13 protein-coding genes are annotated in these 16,358 nt (G+C 62.2%); 6 read left to right on the top strand and 7 right to left on the bottom strand.

Annotation, left to right across the window (positions count from 1 at the left end; translation table 11 throughout):
- The first annotated feature begins 244 nt into the window (after positions 1–244).
- A complete protein-coding gene (locus tag FO013_RS03610; protein WP_143921199.1) occupies positions 245–1,171 on the top strand; it encodes an endonuclease domain-containing protein in 927 nt (308 codons plus the stop codon).
- Positions 1,172–1,294: 123 nt separating this feature from the next.
- On the opposite strand, the gene FO013_RS03605 is transcribed toward FO013_RS03610, so the two are convergent.
- From FO013_RS03605 to FO013_RS03595, 3 genes are all read right to left on the bottom strand, one after another.
- Positions 1,295–2,578 carry an MFS transporter gene (locus FO013_RS03605; RefSeq protein WP_143921198.1) on the bottom strand — a complete coding sequence of 428 codons (1,284 nt, stop codon included), beginning with the start codon at positions 2,576–2,578 and terminating at the stop codon, positions 1,295–1,297.
- A gap of 209 nt (positions 2,579–2,787) precedes the next feature.
- Positions 2,788–4,167 (bottom strand): LLM class flavin-dependent oxidoreductase, encoded by a 1,380-nt coding sequence (locus FO013_RS03600; RefSeq protein ID WP_143921197.1) that lies wholly within the window; start codon positions 4,165–4,167, stop codon positions 2,788–2,790.
- 72 nt (positions 4,168–4,239) lie between these two features.
- The gene (locus FO013_RS03595) at positions 4,240–5,580 is read right to left on the bottom strand and encodes an MFS transporter (RefSeq protein ID WP_143921196.1); all 1,341 of its coding nucleotides are present in this window, start codon (positions 5,578–5,580) and stop codon (positions 4,240–4,242) included.
- Between the two features lie 271 nt (positions 5,581–5,851).
- On the opposite strand from FO013_RS03595, the gene FO013_RS03590 reads away from it, so the two are divergent.
- Positions 5,852–6,376, top strand: a complete 525-nt coding sequence (locus FO013_RS03590; RefSeq protein ID WP_143921195.1) for a flavin reductase family protein — start codon at positions 5,852–5,854, stop codon at positions 6,374–6,376.
- Positions 6,377–6,422: 46 nt separating this feature from the next.
- On the opposite strand, the gene FO013_RS03585 is transcribed toward FO013_RS03590, so the two are convergent.
- Complete coding sequence (locus tag FO013_RS03585) at positions 6,423–7,334, bottom strand: phosphotriesterase family protein (protein ID WP_143921194.1); 912 nt, start codon at positions 7,332–7,334, stop codon at positions 6,423–6,425.
- Between the two features lie 77 nt (positions 7,335–7,411).
- Here FO013_RS03585 and FO013_RS03580 point away from each other — a divergent pair, with 77 nt between their 5' ends.
- Complete coding sequence (locus FO013_RS03580) at positions 7,412–8,533, top strand: Rv2578c family radical SAM protein (RefSeq protein WP_143921193.1); 1,122 nt, start codon at positions 7,412–7,414, stop codon at positions 8,531–8,533.
- Between the two features lie 58 nt (positions 8,534–8,591).
- Positions 8,592–9,302: a DsbA family oxidoreductase gene (locus tag FO013_RS03575; protein WP_143921192.1), complete on the top strand. Its 711-nt coding sequence runs from the start codon at positions 8,592–8,594 to the stop codon at positions 9,300–9,302.
- A 40-nt stretch (positions 9,303–9,342) separates the two neighbouring features.
- Here FO013_RS03575 and FO013_RS03570 read toward each other — a convergent pair whose 3' ends face one another.
- Positions 9,343–9,999 carry a TetR/AcrR family transcriptional regulator gene (locus FO013_RS03570; protein ID WP_143921191.1) on the bottom strand — a complete coding sequence of 219 codons (657 nt, stop codon included), beginning with the start codon at positions 9,997–9,999 and terminating at the stop codon, positions 9,343–9,345.
- Between the two features lie 202 nt (positions 10,000–10,201).
- Here FO013_RS03570 and FO013_RS03565 point away from each other — a divergent pair, with 202 nt between their 5' ends.
- Together FO013_RS03565 and FO013_RS03560 are read left to right on the top strand one after the other, a co-directional pair.
- The gene (locus FO013_RS03565; RefSeq protein ID WP_260847977.1) at positions 10,202–12,655 is read left to right on the top strand and encodes an ABC transporter permease; all 2,454 of its coding nucleotides are present in this window, start codon (positions 10,202–10,204) and stop codon (positions 12,653–12,655) included.
- A gap of 156 nt (positions 12,656–12,811) precedes the next feature.
- On the top strand, positions 12,812–13,549 hold the full coding sequence (locus FO013_RS03560) for an MgtC/SapB family protein (protein ID WP_143921190.1): 738 nt from the start codon (positions 12,812–12,814) through the stop codon (positions 13,547–13,549).
- Between the two features lie 30 nt (positions 13,550–13,579).
- On the opposite strand, the gene FO013_RS03555 is transcribed toward FO013_RS03560, so the two are convergent.
- A complete protein-coding gene (locus FO013_RS03555) occupies positions 13,580–14,770 on the bottom strand; it encodes a M20 metallopeptidase family protein (RefSeq protein ID WP_143921189.1) in 1,191 nt (396 codons plus the stop codon).
- An 89-nt stretch (positions 14,771–14,859) separates the two neighbouring features.
- A complete protein-coding gene (locus FO013_RS03550; RefSeq protein WP_260847976.1) occupies positions 14,860–16,230 on the bottom strand; it encodes a metal-dependent hydrolase family protein in 1,371 nt (456 codons plus the stop codon).
- Positions 16,231–16,358 lie beyond the last annotated feature (128 nt).

Below are 16,358 nucleotides of genomic sequence, written 5' to 3'. Positions count from 1 at the left end.
CGCACCTGCACACGACCTCGCGGCCTGAGGGTCTCCACGTTCCGCATATTGCAACAGGCAACCACGCTTAGGTGTCGACGATGTCGAGGTGCATCTCACTCAGACAAGCGCATTGACTCGAGCGTCCTTGACTGTGGAGAGTCTTCTCACTTGCGCGCGATTCGGCAGTGGATGACAAACGTCGATACACAGTCGCTGAGCACTCGGTTCCTCTCGAACCGCATCTCCGGCAGAGTCACCGTTCATGAACAATGAACCCATACAATTCCTCACCGCCCCGGTCCCGTTCATGCGCGATCAGGTTGGCCCGCTCGGACTCAGCTTGCACGCGCTGAGGAACAGCCCTCGCTACACTCAGCTCTTCCACGGCGTCTGGATCGACAATGAACCCGATACCGCAGTGCCGGCACCGATGTGGGCCGGCCTCGAATGGGCCAAGGTGCAAGTCGGCCTATCCGGGATCCTGCGTCTCCACGAGGGTTTAGCTGGTACAGGCATCACCGCAGCTCGACTGTATGGGCTGCCGCTCCCACGGAGGCTCACCGACCGTCGAATTCATGTTGCTTCCGCTTCTCCTGATTTCACGCTGACGAGGAGAGGCGTTGTACTTCACCGTTACACGTCCCTGAAGGTCGCCAACTTCTGCGAGCTGCCGCTGATCTCAGTCCCTCAGCTGATCGTTGAACTCGCCACAATCCTTACAGTTGATGAGCTGATCGCTGTGGCCGAGGCCGCAATCGGGAAATGGCACAGCGGCCCGCTGGCGACCCCCAAAGCAATCAGAGCCGAAGTCGACAGTCGCCGATATGTGCGAAATCGGCCCTTACTTGCCTCCGTGCTCACGCGCATGCGGCAGAACGTCGATTCGCCCCAGGAAACTTGGTTACGTCTATGGATCATAAGCCAAGGATTCCCGGAGCCGATGGTTCACCCTCCCGTGCAGTGCTCGAACCTCAGTTACGTTCTTCACCCCGATCTCGGATATCCCGAGCTTCGCCTCGCCATCGAGTATGAAGGCGATCACCACAGAAGCTCAGACAAGCAGTTCGCCGCCGACAATGAGCGGATTCAGAATCTCGTTGCACAGGGGTGGACCGTGTTGCGCGTGTCGAAAGCGACGAATATGGACCAGTTCCGTCAGCTTCTCAGGCACCACCTCGCTCACAACTGACTCACCCCCGAGTTCTCAACTCATTCACTGTCCGCAAATGGTCCTCAGAACGCTCCTGAACAACCATCTATAGACAGTAACGACTCTGGGTATCCCCTTCTGACTCAGTTCGACGATGTGCATCTACTCCAGTTCGATGCCGCGTTTCTCCGGCAGCAGGAACATGGCGAGGAACTGGATGATGTAGATGGTCGGCAGCAGCGCAAGTGCGAACGCGAATCCGAAGGAGTCGGCAAGCAGGGCGATGACCACGGGGGCGAGTCCGCCCAGGGCACGGCCGATGTTGAAGATGACGTTCTGTGCGGTGGCCCGAACCTGTGTCGGGTACATTTCTGCCAGCAGGGCACCATGACCGCCGAGCATGCCGTTGGCGAAGGCTCCCATGAAGAAGCCGCCGATGAGCAGTGCCGTCGGGTCGGTCATCTGGCTGTAGACCAGGATCGAGACGATCGCCCCAGCCTGGAAGATCCAAAACGCCGGACGCCTGCCCAGCCGGTCGGCGACCTGCCCGAAGATGAGGATGCCCGCGAGCATTCCGATCACCGTCACCGCCGTCCACAGCGATCCCTTCGTCACACCGAGGTCCAACTTCTCAGAAAGATAGTTGGGCAGCCAGGCGATGATGCCGAAGTATCCGAAGTTCTGCACCGTCGAGAGGACGATCAAGGCGAAGGAGATCCTCACGGTTGCCTTGTCCTTGACCAACGCACGGATCTTTGCACCGAAGGTCGGAAGGTCCGGTGAGCCTGCCGACTCGCTTGAGTCTCCCGACTCCCCCACTGCACGGCCCCGCTGGGACTGCACGAACTTGTCTGGCTCCTCGACACCTCGGCGAATGACGAAGGCGAAGATGGCGGGGAAGAGACCGATGACGAACAGCGCCCGCCAACCCCACAGAGCGATGACCGGAGCGGAGACGATCGCGGCGGCGAAGACGCCGATCTGGAATCCCACTCCCACCCAAGAGGTGGCTCGGGCACGCTGGTTGGCCGGCACTGCTTCGGCGGCCAATGCCATGCCGATGCCGAACTCGCCGCCTATGCCGATACCGGCGATGAACCGGTAGGCGGCCATGTCCCAATATCCCTGGGCAATTGAGCTCAACCCGGTGAACACGGCGAAGATGAGAACGGTCCAGGTCAGAACCCGGACGCGGCCGTAGCGGTCGGCCAGTGATCCGAAGATGATGCCGCCGAGGACCGCACCGAAGAGGGTGATCGTCGACAGCGATCCTGCCTCGACGTCGCTGAGTCCGAAGGTTGCGATGATGCCGCCGAGGGCAAAGCTGAGGATGAGCAGGTCGAAGCCGTCGAGTCCGTAACCGACAGCTGCGGCGAAGAGCGCCTTGCGTTTGTAGGCGGGTGCCGAGATGGACTCGGCAGAAGTCTGTGGCGTCGCTGCGCTCATGCTGGATCCTCAGGTGATCGGCGGATCGGAAAATGGCCGCAGACCATTATCCACCAGAAGTGGCCGGCAGATGAACTCGCGGGTCATCACGAGACGTTCATCCACCAGCCACGGGGGCGAGCTCCCACACGGGCCAGCCCCCATACAGAGTGGACTCATGCACGGGCGAGCCCACACACAGGCGAGCTCACAGGCTCACATGTACCGACTCATACGAGCGCGTCGGCTCCCAGCCGGAACCCTGCACCTTTGTGGTCATCGGCCAGGCGGGGGCCCTGCCCGGTCAGCTGTTCGCGGACTGTGGCACCCTCGATCGGCTCTGGCAGGAGACCACGGCGACGCAGTTCGGGCGAAACGTACTTGGTGAATCGCTCGGCGTCGGCAGGGCGGACGGCAGCGGCGATGTTGAATCCGTCGATGTCGGCCTCGGACATCCAACGTTCGAACTCGTCGGCGACCGTTGCGGGCGAACCCGTGATGACGGGTCCGCGTCCGCCGATGGCGACGAACTCCGCCAGATCGCGGATGGTCCAGGTCTTGTCGCCGGCCATGGTGGTGAAGGAGGCGAGCGCGGACTGGTTCGCGTCCGTGGCGACGTATTCCAGCGGGTCGTCCGGCTTGGCACCGGAGAGGTCGACGCCGGTCCAGCCGCCGAAGAGTGAGAGCGCGGATTCGGTGTCGACGTAGCGTGTGTAGTCGGCGAGCCTGGCTTCGGCTGCTTCGTCGGTGTCGTCGACGATGATGGTGGCGAGCGCGAAGATCTTCACGCTGTCGCGGGCGCGGCCACGTTCTTCGAGTCCGTCACGAACCTTGTCGACCCAGGTGCGCAGGATCTGCGGCGTGGGTCCGGAGAAGAAGATCGCCTCGGCGTGGTCGAGGGCGAACTCCTGTCCGCGCTTGGAGGCACCGGCCTGGAACAGCAGCGGTGTTCCCTGTGGTCCGGGCACGGCGAGCGCCTGTCCGGGAACGGTGAAGAACTTGCCCTCGTGGTTGATGTCGTGGACCTGTTCGGGGTCGACGAACACGTTGGCCTCGGCGTCGGCACGCAGTGCTTCGGGGGTGATCGAGCCTTCGAAGAGCTTGTACATGACGTCCATGTACTCGTCGGCCCGGTCGTAGCGCTCGTCGTGTGGGATCTGGCCTTCGAGTCCAAGGTTGCGTGCCGCGGAGTCGACGTAGCTGGTGACGATGTTCCAGGCCACGCGCCCGTTGGTGAAGTGATCAAGTGTCGTCAGGGTCCGGGCCAGCAGGTAGGGCTGTTCGTAGGTCACCGAGGCGGTGACGCCGAATCCCAGAGTCTTCGTCGCTGCGGCCATAGCGGGAACTGCGACGAGTGGGTCCAAGAGGGGGAACTGGACTCCCCCGCGGTTCGTCACGTCGGCATTGCCCCCGTAGACGTCATAGACGCCGAGGATGTCGGCGAGGAACAGGGAGGAGAATCCTCCTTCTTCGAGGGTCTTAGCCAGATCCGTCCAGAAGGACAACTGAGTGAATTGGTCGACCCTGGAGTCAGGGTGGCGCCACAGTCCGGGTGACTGGTGGACCGGGGTCATCATGTCGAAGGCGTTGAGAATAATGGGTTTCGTCATCGTGTGTCTCTTTCCTTGTCGGTGTCAGGTGGCAGTTGTCAGGTCATGAACCTCAGTGTCAGGTCATGGATCTCAGTCGTGGGCAGGGTCGCTGATCGCGAGCTCGCGAGCAGGGTCCTTTGCCGCCAGTGCCGCGATGAGCGAGAGCAGGCACAGCAGTGTGAGGTAGCCGCAGATCAGCCATGGCGAGTGGCCGCCGAAGACGTAGAGCAGCGCCGCGACCATCGGCATGATGCCACCTCCGATGACAGTGCCCAGCTGGTAGCCCATGTTCACCCCTGAATAGCGGATCTCGATGGGGAACTGTTCGGCGAACCAGGCTGCCTGGGGGCCATAGATGGCGTCGTGGGCGAGGTTCATGCCGAGGATGACCACGATCGGCAGGAAGGCCAGTGGGCCGGCGTCGAGGAAGGCGAAGAAGATCCACCCGAATACGGCCACCCCGATGATGCCGCCGATGGTCACGCGTCTGCGACCGACCTTGTCAGAGACCCACCCCCACAGAGGCCCGGTGAACAGACCGATGGCCGAGGCGATCATGACGGCAGCGACGCCGGCGGTCGAGTCATTGCGGTTCTCGGCCAGGTAGCTGAGCATGTAGACGGTGATGAGGTAGAAGACGCTGTTCTGCGCCAGGCGGAGTCCGATTGTCACCAGGAGGACGCGCGGATGCTTGGTCAGCACGTCGCGCAGTGGCGCCTTGGCGACATTGCCCGAGGCCTTGAGCTCTTGGAATTCCGGTGCATCGGAGACGCCGAGGCGAATCCACAGTCCCAGTGCCACGAGCAGTGCCGAAGCCAGGAAGGGGATGCGCCATCCGAAGGCTTCGAACTGCTCGGGTGTGAGCAGCCTCTGCACGGCGAAGAAGGCGCTGGTGGCCAGCAGCATGCCGGCCGCCGAGCCGATCTGGGTGAAGGATCCGAACAGCCCTCGTTTGCGGGGTGGGGCGTGTTCGACCGAGAGCAGTGCGGATCCGCCCCATTCGGCACCGGCGGACAGTCCCTGCACAATCCGGAGGACGACAAGTGCGGCAGCGGCCCACCAGCCGATGGCCTCGAAGTTCGGCACCAGGCCGATGAGCGTTGAGGCGATGCCCATGGACAGCAGGGAGACGACAAGGAGTGCCTTGCGGCCGACTCGGTCTCCGAGGTGCCCGGCGATGATGCCGCCCAGTGGTCGCGCGAAGAATCCGACCGCGAGGCTGGCGAACGCGGCCAGGCTGCTGCCGAGCTCGCTGTCGCTGGGGAAGAACTGAACGTTGAAGATCAGTGCCGCCGCTGTGCCGTAGAGGTAGAAGTCGTACCACTCGATGGTGGTGCCGGCGAAGGCTGAGGCGAGGACTCTCTTCTTCCCGGCCAAGAGCCGCCGAGGTGGGGCCTGGGTGATCGTCTCCGCTACGGAGGACTGTGCCATCGGGTTCTCCCTCATCTACGTGGTCAGAATGTCTATTCAAGGCCAGAGTTTCGTTGAGCAATCTAGGGACTCCGTGGCGGTTCATGTCGCCGCCGCGTCACTGTTGGACTTTGATCGTCATATGGGGACACACGAAGACTCACTTGTGTCACATCGGGATGCGCTTGGTGGCAATATCTGTGATGATCACTTGAGATCAGTAAGGCATTGTTGAGCGGAATATCTCAGCATCCTCACCCCTCAACAACTACATTCCACCGGAGGCAAGTTCATGTCGACGATCGCACGAGCCGCAGCCGTGTCACCGGATGCTCTGCGCGAGACCTTTTCGCACTTCCCACAGGGCGTTGCGCTCATCGGCGCGGAGGTCGACGGGACTCCCCTCGGACTCGTCGCCTCGACCGTCACTGCAGGAGTCTCACTCGACCCTCCCCTGATCAGCGTCGCAGTCCAGACCAGCTCAAGCACGTGGCCACTCCTGCGGACTGCACCCGCATTGGGAGTCTCCCTCCTCGGCACCCATCAGTCACACCTGGCCAGACAGCTGGCCTCGAAGGACCGTACTTCGCGCTTCGCTGGGATCGACCCCGAGGTCACGGCAGATGGCGCTCTGACTATCCCGGGCAGCCCTGCCCACTTGTGGACGCGTCTCTATAACGAGATCGAGGCAGGCGATCACACCGTCGCACTTCTCGAGATCCTCGACACCGGCAGTCGTGCCGATTCCGGTGCTGACTCTGAAACCGAAGCACTTGTCTTCCATCGCAGCGAATTCAAGGGCATGAGAGTCTCATAGACTGCGGTGGCTTCCGACCTTGAGGGTTGTCACTCCTTGAGGGTTGTCATTGTGGCTCGAGCGCCCGAGCAGGATTGGTGACCAACATTCTTTCGATCAGGTCATCCGAGATGTCGGCTGCACGCATCCGAGGAACGAAATCTCTCAGTATGTGACCGTAGCCGACGCCCCCGTTGACGGTGAGCATCCCCCTCAGGCAGACGTCATGGGAAAGCAGTACATGATCGCCGAACCCCGATTCGACCAAGTTCTTGATATACCGGATGCGTTGCTCTTGGTCGTATTCGGAGGTGTATATACCGAGCATGTCGAATTGCACATATGCACCGCGCCGAGCCAGAGCGAGATGGTACTCCGTATCCGGCACCGAGTCAGAGTGCCCAACGATCACACGCCTGAGATCGACGCCTTCTTCCTCGAGGATGTCGAGCTGCGGCATCCCGACCGGCCAACGCGCCGAATGAGTCGTGAGCGCTGCACCTGTGCGCGCTTGGGCTCGACCAGCGGCGCGCAGAGACCTTTCTTCCCGCGCGCTGACGAACCACTTGTCGCTGCCGACCTCTCCGATAACACCCGCCCGTATTCCGGTTCCGTCGACACCTACGTCCAGGTCGTTGACGATCCGTTCGCTCAGCCCTTCGACGGTCGTCGTATCCACATCCTCGTTCGGAAGATACGGATCCCTGTAGTAACCGCATCCCATGACAACGTTGAGGCCCGTGCGTCGCGATGCATCGAGCAGCGCAAGCGGGTTGCGATCCAGGCCGCTGCTTGTCACATCGACTATCGAGCTCCCGCCCAGGTCACTGTATAGACGCAACTCATGTTCCACCAGGTCTGGGTCGTTGAGCAGACCGTCACCTCGATACTCACGCATGAGATTGATGAAAAGGTGCTCATGCGGAAGTGTGACGCCGAGATCCGCAGCTTCTATAGGGCCCGTGACGGTTTGGATCATCAGACTTTCCAATCAAAGAGGTTGCCACCACTCTACGCACTCTTGACTCCCACTAGAACGCATGTTCGAATATACTCATGAGGTGGAATCAGCAGAGCACTCTTGGACCAGCTGTCGGTGCAGAGACAAGCCCTAAGACGAGCTCTCCGACGAGCACGCCAGGCAAGGGCAGCGATGCATCTCCTGCCGAACTCTTCGGCCTCAAGGGCCTGGTGCGCAGTGTTCGAACACCGGAGTTCGCAGGCGTCACCTTCCATGAGGTGCTCGCGAAGTCGGCGCTGAATAAGGTGCCCGCGGCCAGCTCAATGCCATTCACCTGGACGATCAATCCCTACCGCGGGTGTTCTCATGCCTGCGTCTACTGCTTTGCCCGCAACACCCACCGATATCTCGATCTTGATTCCGGTGAGGACTTCGACCGGCAGGTCATCGTCAAGGTCAACACCCCCGAAGTCCTCGCCGCCGAGGTGGCCAAACCGAAGTGGTCACGAGAGCTGGTGGCTCTGGGCACGAACACGGACCCCTACCAGCGCGCTGAGGGTCGCTACTCACTCATGCCGGGCATCATCACCGTCCTGGCCGAGCATGGAACTCCGATGTCGGTGCTGACCAAGGGCACTCTGCTGCGGCGCGATCTGCCGCTGCTCGCCCGCGCCAAGGAGGACGTCGACGTGGAGATCAGCATGTCGATCGCTGTCTACGATGACACCCTCCAACAGACGATCGAGCCAGGCACACCGACGACCACAGCACGCCTAGCGACAGTCAAAGCGGCCGCGAACCTCGGATTCAGAGTCACGGTCTTCCTCATGCCGGTGATGCCGAAGCTCACCGACTCGATGGAGCATCTTGATACCGCACTTCGTGCAATCAAAGAGGCGGGCGCGAGCAGGGTCGTCTATGGCGCCCTGCATCTTCGGCCGGGTGCCCGCGAATGGTTCTTCACCTGGCTGGAACGCGAATATCCGGAACTGCTCCCCCGCTACCGTCGCATGTACGCGAAGTCCTCGTACGCGTCGAAAGAGTACCGAGCCTGGCTGAGTCGGCGCATCAATCCGCTCATTGACAAGTACGACCTGCGCGGTTCCGGCGATGACGACTACCCGAAGACCAAGCGCGGTGACCGAACGAAAAGCCCTGCGCTCAACCAGACTCAGGCCGCGAGTCTGACACCCCCGCCCCAGGAAGCACTGTTCTGATCCACTCGTACCTTTCGTTGTGGGGAATAACCCGAGTCGCGCCCAGGTTTGACCTGTTATGAGGATTGAGATCTGGTCAGACATCGCCTGCCCCTGGTGCTTCATCGGAAAACGTCGCTTCGAGACTGCCTTGGAGGGCTTCGCACACAAGGACGATGTCGAGGTAGAGTGGCGCAGCTACCAGCTCGACCCGAGCCTGCCCGACCACTACACGGGAACAGAGACCGAGTACCTCAGCCAGGCCAAGGGCATGCCCGCCGATCAGGTCCGGCAGATGTTCGATCACGTCACCGCGCAGGCCGCTGATGAGGGGTTGAACTACGACTTCGATTCCATCGTCGTGGCCAACAGCTTCACCGCCCACCGCTTCCTCCACCTGGCCAAGACCTACGGGGCCATGAACCAGGCCAAAGAAGCCCTGTTGTCCGGTCATTTCGAGAAGGGCCGCGATATCGGTGACGTCGACTATCTCGCCGAGGTGGCCCGAACTGTCGGCATCGACGCCGACGAGACCCGTCGGGTCCTCTCCACCGACGAATTCACCGCCGAGGTGAAGTCCGACATCGCCGAGGCACGAGCGCTCGGCGCCAATGGAGTCCCGTTCTTCGTCATCGACCGCAAATACGGAATCTCCGGTGCCCAGCCACCCGAAGCATTTGCACAGGCCCTCGCAACAGCGTGGGAAGAAAGCCAGAAGCTCACGGTACTCGCCGGTGGAGACGAAGCCTTTCGTGACGGCACGGTGTGCGGCCCCGATGGCTGCAGCTGATTCGACAGGCTGCGACTGATTCGTCCCGCAGGGACACTCGTCAGAGAAACGGCATCGACGGATAGCGGATCGCACCGTCCGGTGATGTCACGGGGCCTGCGAGCATGCCTGCCGCGGCATCGATGAGGAACCGCCCTACCTGCTCCCAGTCGCCTTTGTGAGTCCCCTCATTCATCTTCACCTCCTGGTCCGAACACGCGCTGGTGACCATATGGGCCAGCAGATAGGCCCTGCCACGCAGGACCGCTTCGGGAATGCCTTCGACGTCGCCGTGGATGAATCTCAGCCCCTCGGGCAGGGAGGACTCAGCCATCACGGACTTCATGATCTCGACAGCCGAGGGCACGGCCCCCACCTGTGCGAGAAACTGTGCACGCCAGCTTGGCCGCGGCAGATCGGCGAGAACGTCGAACAGCGGGCCCATTCTGCTGCGGACGAAATCATGAATGCTCGGGGCCTCACCCAGGCCTGCGACGTAAGCGTCCCTGCGGAGGGACATCTCGGCGACATGACGCTCCACGAGCGCACGCAGCAGACCGTCTCGACCCCCGAAGTGGTATGAGACCGCGGAATGATTCGCCGCCCCTGCATAGTCGACGATGCGGCGATTCGACACAGCATCGATGCCGTGGATGGCGAAGAGCTCCTCGGCGGAGTTGAGCAGCACCACGCGCGCTCTGTCACTCTGGATTCCCATAGTCCCTATTCTTCCATTCCCAAGCCGCTCAAGATGCGGACTCCCTGCCGCGATATCAGCGACCCGACCACCTCGGCGAGCATCGCCGCCACCTTGGCAAATCCATGTCGATTTCACAAGTATAAGTCACGTGTCTTAAACTGATCGAGTTCAAGGTGGTCAACGGTGATCACTCGACTTCCGATCCATCAGGAGGACGACAGTGGGCACACCACCGCCGCTTACCCGCCGCGAGGCCAGTGGGCATGACTCACACGACACCAGTCAAGACGACGACTATGACCAGGACCAGGTTCCGGAGTCGACGGACGAGCAGCACACCGCTGAGGCAGAGGCTGCAGCCGCGAAGCGGGCCAAGGCAGAACTGATCGGCAGGACGGCAGCGATCTTCATCATGCCGCTCATCCTGGTGGGCATGATGATCACGGGATACCTCGGCACCATGCACTCTCCCTCAGCCAATGACATGCCCGTCGTCGTGGCCGGTTCGGACTCGAAGGCCGCGGACATGAAGTTTGCGCTCGACGGTTCCGAACCGGATGCCCTCGACGTCGATACCGTCGATGACGCTCACACCGCGCGTGAGATGGTCTACGATCGCGAAGCCTCGGCGGCGGTCGTCATCACGGGCGACAAAGCTACGCTCTACACCGCGGGTGGTGCAGGAGTCCAACAGCAGACGACAGTCACCAGCCTCGTCATGCCCGCCCTACAGGAGGAGGGACTCGACGTCGACACCGAGGACATTGCATCCCTGCCGGACGACGATCCTTCCGGTCTCGGAGCCATGTTCCTCATGACAGCCATCGTCATGGCCGGATACCTGCCCTTCAGCGTCCTGCGCTCGAACTCTCCCGAACTGCTGAAGTTCACACGCATCGTCCCCATCCTCGGGGCCTGGGCCGCGGTGATCGCCGGGCTGGTCTGGACGGTCGCCTGCCCGATCCTCGACATCGTCGATATCAAGGACACGGTCGCCGTTCTCGGCGTCGCCTGGCTGGGTGTGTTCGCGATCTCCTGCGTGCAGCTGCTCATCACCCGAATCGCCGGTGCCCTGGGAGTGATCGTCGGCATCTTCTTCCTCATGGTCCTCGGCATGCCGTCGTCGAACCTGTCCTACCCTGTGTACACGATGCCGGCGTTCTACCGCTTCACGCACGAAATTCTGCCGATGCCCGCGATCGGTGAAGCGCTGCGCTCCGTTCTGTACTTCGATGGCGCGGGCGTCACCGAGCACCTCCTCGTGCTGGCCATCGGCGCCGTCGTCGGTCTGCTGCTGACGAAGGCCTACGACTTCATCTCCCACCGGCGCAATCCGGATCCGAAACCACTCGATGTCAACATCCCGTCGCTGCACGGCGGCCGGCGTCCGGATTCGAAGGTGTGGCGCTACATCTCACTCATCGTCTTCCCCTTGGCAATGGTCACGATGATGCTCACCTTCATGCTCGGTGCGATGGGCTCCCCCACGCCCAAGGACATGCCCGTGACCGTGGTCGGTTCCTCGACCGAGCAGGCGAAGGACACCATCGCCGACCTCGAGAAGTCCTTGGGCAAGGACATGTTCGACTTCACTGCCACGACGGACAAAGAAGAGGCACGTGCCCAGGTCGAAGATCGGGACGAGGTCGCAGCACTCGTGCTGCCGAGTCAGAAGAATGCCGATTTCGGTCTCACTGCGAACGAAGCCGGAAACAAAAGTGCCTACCAGGTCGTCAACCGGATCTTCGATGAGGTCGCCTCCCAACAGGACGTGGAGCTCAATGTCGACAACGTCAATGTGCTGCCGGACCGGGACACGAACGGCGTAGTCGTCATGTACGTTGCCATGGGCTGGGTCCTCTCCGGATTCATGGTGGTCATCGTCGGTGCGAACGCCAACCCGTGGAGCCGACCACTGAAGCGGATGATCCCCCTGACCGCTGTGTACGCACCGTTCATGTCACTGGTCGTCGCCCTCATCGCCGGCCCGATCACCGGAGCCGTCGACGGTCATTTCGCTGCGCTGTGGGGAGCCGGAACCATCGCGATCTTCTGCATCGCCATGTTCGCCATGGTCTTCGAGCGACTCATCGGCATGCTCGCGATCATTCCGGTCATCGGCACTCTCATGTTCGCGGGGATGCCGGCCTCGAACGGGGCGATCTCCGAGTACATGATCCCGTCGTTCTTCACCACGCTGCACGACTTCCTGCCGATGGCGGCAGCGGTGGAGACCATCCGTTCGATCATCTACTTCGACAGCGATGTCGTCACCGAGCATATGCAGGTCCTCGGGCTCTGGGGCCTCGTGTCCCTGGCACTGGTGTTCCTCATCGACAGCATCAAACCGCCGCGTACAGAACATGACTTCGGCAATCTCCACCTTGAGCAGGAGAGGGAACGGAACAAGCAGGCCCGGAAGCAGGCGAAGGCCCTCGAAGGCTCAAGCTCCACTGCGACCGTGCGCTCGACGATCGTCGACGACGACCGGTTCGAGCCTGCAAGACAAGCAGAGTCGACGGACCAGAGAGCCTATACAGCCGCGCCCACTGCAGGCGACGGGCTGAAACATCGATCCGCCGAGGTGGGGATTGAGCATTCCTATGATGACAGTCACTACCCCACGGATCCCAAATCGGCAGATCAGCAGGGGCGGATCCCCTCCACCGTGTGATCAGCTGGCCAGGACAACCCGGATCCCTCACCCCGGCGGCGCTCTTCGGCGCCGACATCGCCACTTTCTGCGGAGAAGTGCACCCGCCGGCCAGATGAGTCTCTGATGTGACGTGATCTTCAGTGTGGAAAGCTTTGGGTCTACAGTCGGATAACTATGGGTTCACATATCGATTTCTTCGGTCCGACTGGCCTCATCGAGGCCGAGCTGCTCCTGGCCAGCTTCGTCCTGTGCTCGCTGATCGGCTTCGAACGGCAGTTCCGGCAGAAGAGCGCGGGCTATCGCACCCATGTTCTTGTGGGGATCGGCACATGTGCATTCACATTGGTCTCCGCCTACGGGTTCGCCGGTGTGCTCGGGGACGAGGCTCGTCTGGATCCGTCACGGATCGCCGCACAGATCGTCTCGGGTGTGGGCTTCCTGGGCGCGGGCGTGATCTTCAAGGGCCGAAATATGGTGCGTGGCCTCACGACTGCCGCCACCGTTTGGGTGACGGCGGCCGTGGGCATGGCCTGCGGCGCAGGGATGCTGTCACTGGCCATCATGCTCACCGCACTGCACCTGCTCACGCTGTTCGTCGTCGCGCCCCTCATCCGCAGGATCCCCGACAGCGACCACCGAAAACTGCTGCGCATCGCCTACGAGGACGGCTCAGGAATCCTCCGTGACATCCTCGCCGTGGCAGGCGACATGGGCTACTCGAACACCATCCTCGATTCCAAACGCTTCGAGACCGAAAACGGCGTGCGGATGGTCCAGATCGACGTGAAGTTCGAGGGGAGACCGCCCCTGCACATGCTCATCCCTGCACTGCTGGACCTCTCCGGCGTGAACAAGGTGAGCATGCGCGAGGACCAGGTCCACTCGGTCGACGATGACGGTGACTCCGTGTGATTCGCCGCTCTCCGCGCACCACACGCGCCTTCAGTCCCGAAGCGAGCGCTTCCATGCGAGGGTGGCGAGGGCTGCGGCCTGATCCGGCAGATGGGCGTCATCGAAGAGCACCTGTGGCGAATGGTTCCACGCTGCAGTCTCCAGGTCGATATCCTGCGGAGACACGAGGAAGAACAGAAACGCGCCCGGAACTTCGTTGAGCACATAGGAGAAGTCCTCGGACCCCATGAGCGGGGTCGGCGCCTCGACGTACCGGTCCTCACCGAAAGCCTCGGTCATCGTGTCTGCGACGAACGCGGCCTCGCCGTCGTCGTTGACCGTGACGGGGTACTGTTCGGTCCACACCACCTCGGCGGTGCACCCGTGAGCGGCAGCGATCGACTCGGCCAGACGTGGGGCCACCTCGGCGAACTTCTTCGTCGAAGCTGCTGACAGCGTCCGCACGGAAGCGCCGATCTTCGCCGAGGGTGGGATGACGTTGACGGCCTCGCCGGCCTGCAGCTGCGTGACTTCGGCGACAACCGGATCGAAGACGCTGAACGTGCTGGTGACCATCGAGTAGAGCGCCTGGCCGAATTCGAGAGTGGGCCGGACGGGATCGATGCTGGCATGCGGCTGTGAGCTGTGGCCGCCGCGTCCGTGGAAGGTGACGTGAAGGGTGTTCGCTCCGGCCATCAAGGTGCCGGGTCTCGTGGTGAAGATGCCGTGTGCTCCAGGAGCGACATGGATGGCATACGCCGCATCGGGGACTGCACCGATGGTGTCGAACATGCCCTCGTCTATCATGTCTTTGGCACCACCCGGACCTTCTTCACCGGGTTGGAACATGAAGGCCACGGTACCGGCGAGTTCCTCCTGGTGTGCGCTGAGCAGCTTCGCGGCCCCGACCAAACCAGTAACGTGCAGATCATGGCCGCAGGCGTGCATATTGCCGTTGGTCGAGGCGAAGTCCAGATCGTTCTCCTCCGCAACGGGCAGGGCATCCATGTCACCGCGCAGGAGTACCGTTGGACCGGGCCGGCCGCCTCGGAGCACAGCAACGATGGAGCTCAGCCCCTTGCCGGTTGTGATCTCCAAGGGCAGTCCCTCGAGGGCGTCGAGAATCATGCGCTGAGTCAATGGGAGTTCGAGACCCAGCTCGGGGTTGCGGTGCAGGTCACGGCGAAGGTCAATGAGTTCGGTCGCCAGAGACTGTGCCTCGGCAGCGAAATCGTGGGTCATACTAGTTCCTCTCTGATCGTGGATGAAGCGGTGGGTGGATGAAGCGGTGGGTGGATGGAGTTCGAACTGTTTCGGCGGTCGACGCGAACTCACCCGAGCAGCGACCGGACGGGGGCGCTGGGGAACCAACTCGCGGAGTCCTTCATCAGCGCCCCGCCCTGCATGACGACTTTGATTTTCGCCGGGTCGGCCAACTGGGTGATATCGGCCAACGGGTCGAAGTCGACGATGACAAGGTCAGCCAGTTTGCCTTCCTCGAGTGTGCCCACGTCAGCAGACAGGCGCAGCAGTTCCGCCGCGTTCCTCGTCCCCGCCACAATCGCCTGCATCGGTGTCAGGCCGAGCTCGACGGCATGCATCTCCTCACGCAGATTGAGTCCGTGTGGGCACACACCCGCGTCGGTTCCCAGCGCAACCTTCACACCGGCGGCCATCGCCACGGCCACGCGTTCGCGCGCGATCGCGGACCATCTGACCTTCTTCTCGTATAGGTAGTCGGGCACGTTCTTCGGGTCCGGAATCCGCAGTGCGCTGCTGAGCGTCGGGACGAGGAACGTTCCGCGCTCGAGCATGAGCTCGATGCCTTCGTCGTCGATTCCGTAACCGTGTTCGACGGAGCGGACACCGCCGCGGATGGCTGCCTTGATGCCATCGGCTCCTTGGGCATGGGCGGCGACGGGCTGTCCTGCTCGTTTGGCTGTCTCTTCAACGATGAGTCGCACATGCTCTTCGGGAACGCCGATGTCATCGGGGGTGTCCGATGGGCTCGAGACGCCGCCGGTGGTGCAGACCTTGATCACGTCCGCACCCGAACGTACGAGGGTGCGAATTGTCCGGCGGACGTCGTCATCGGTGTCGATGATCGGGTCGACGGGCATGGCAGGCATGGTGGACAAACCGTTGGGCATCGTGAAATCGGTGTGCCCGCCGGTCGGTGACAGCGGTGTGATGGCCAGGTGCATCCGGGGCCCGAGGATCAGCCCCTGCTGGATGCTGTCGCGCACGCCGCGGTCGGTTCCGCCGAGGTCACGAGCAGTGGTGACTCCGGCCATGAGGGTGGCCCGGGCGTTGACAGCGCTGCGCACGATCCGCTCCGAGGCGAAGCGGGCGAGGTTCGCCGCCTGGTTCTCGATCGAGAGTCCGAAGTGCACATGAGAGTCGATGAAACCGGGCATGATCGTCTTGCCCTGCAGGTCGATGACACGAGGGGCTTTGCCACCAGTGTCGTGGCCCTCCCCCGCCGAGCTGGTGCCTTCGGTGCGCTCGGGTCCCGCGTAGACGATGCGTCCGCCCTTGATCTCGATCTCCGCACTGGAGAGGGGATCACCGCCGTTGCCATCGATGAGGGCAGCTCCGCGAAGAACAGTGTGGTCGGAATCGTTGATCGTGGTGGGCAGGTAGGCGGTCGACATCAGTGATGGTGATCCTTTCAACGGGAGATCGTGCGCTGCATGTGCCATTGTCGATCATTCCGCACACAGCGGTGCACAGTGATCGCATCATGACCAGGAAGAGCGGGCAGGCTCCGGCGGCGAAGGGCAGGCGCTCAAGTCTCGACAGAACCTCAGTCCGCGAACTCTGCCAGCGA

The organism is Brevibacterium aurantiacum, from assembly GCF_007558825.1.
GTDB lineage: Bacteria > Actinomycetota > Actinomycetes > Actinomycetales > Brevibacteriaceae > Brevibacterium > Brevibacterium aurantiacum_A.
This window is presented reverse-complemented; position numbering and strand designations above follow the sequence as displayed.

Excerpts from the sequence above, each read along its gene's own strand:
- FO013_RS03610 (WP_143921199.1), top strand. The coding sequence starts at position 245 with ATGAACAATGAACCCATACAATTCCTCACCGCCCCGGTCCCGTTCATG.
- FO013_RS03605 (WP_143921198.1), bottom strand. The coding sequence starts at position 2,578 with ATGAGCGCAGCGACGCCACAGACTTCTGCCGAGTCCATCTCGGCACCC.
- FO013_RS03600 (WP_143921197.1), bottom strand. The coding sequence starts at position 4,167 with ATGACGAAACCCATTATTCTCAACGCCTTCGACATGATGACCCCGGTC.
- FO013_RS03595 (WP_143921196.1), bottom strand. The coding sequence starts at position 5,580 with ATGGCACAGTCCTCCGTAGCGGAGACGATCACCCAGGCCCCACCTCGG.
- FO013_RS03590 (WP_143921195.1), top strand. The coding sequence starts at position 5,852 with ATGTCGACGATCGCACGAGCCGCAGCCGTGTCACCGGATGCTCTGCGC.
- FO013_RS03585 (WP_143921194.1), bottom strand. The coding sequence starts at position 7,334 with ATGATCCAAACCGTCACGGGCCCTATAGAAGCTGCGGATCTCGGCGTC.
- FO013_RS03580 (WP_143921193.1), top strand. The coding sequence starts at position 7,412 with ATGAGGTGGAATCAGCAGAGCACTCTTGGACCAGCTGTCGGTGCAGAG.
- FO013_RS03575 (WP_143921192.1), top strand. The coding sequence starts at position 8,592 with ATGAGGATTGAGATCTGGTCAGACATCGCCTGCCCCTGGTGCTTCATC.
- FO013_RS03570 (WP_143921191.1), bottom strand. The coding sequence starts at position 9,999 with ATGGGAATCCAGAGTGACAGAGCGCGCGTGGTGCTGCTCAACTCCGCC.
- FO013_RS03560 (WP_143921190.1), top strand. The coding sequence starts at position 12,812 with ATGGGTTCACATATCGATTTCTTCGGTCCGACTGGCCTCATCGAGGCC.
- FO013_RS03555 (WP_143921189.1), bottom strand. The coding sequence starts at position 14,770 with ATGACCCACGATTTCGCTGCCGAGGCACAGTCTCTGGCGACCGAACTC.
- FO013_RS03550 (WP_260847976.1), bottom strand. The coding sequence starts at position 16,230 with ATGGCACATGCAGCGCACGATCTCCCGTTGAAAGGATCACCATCACTG.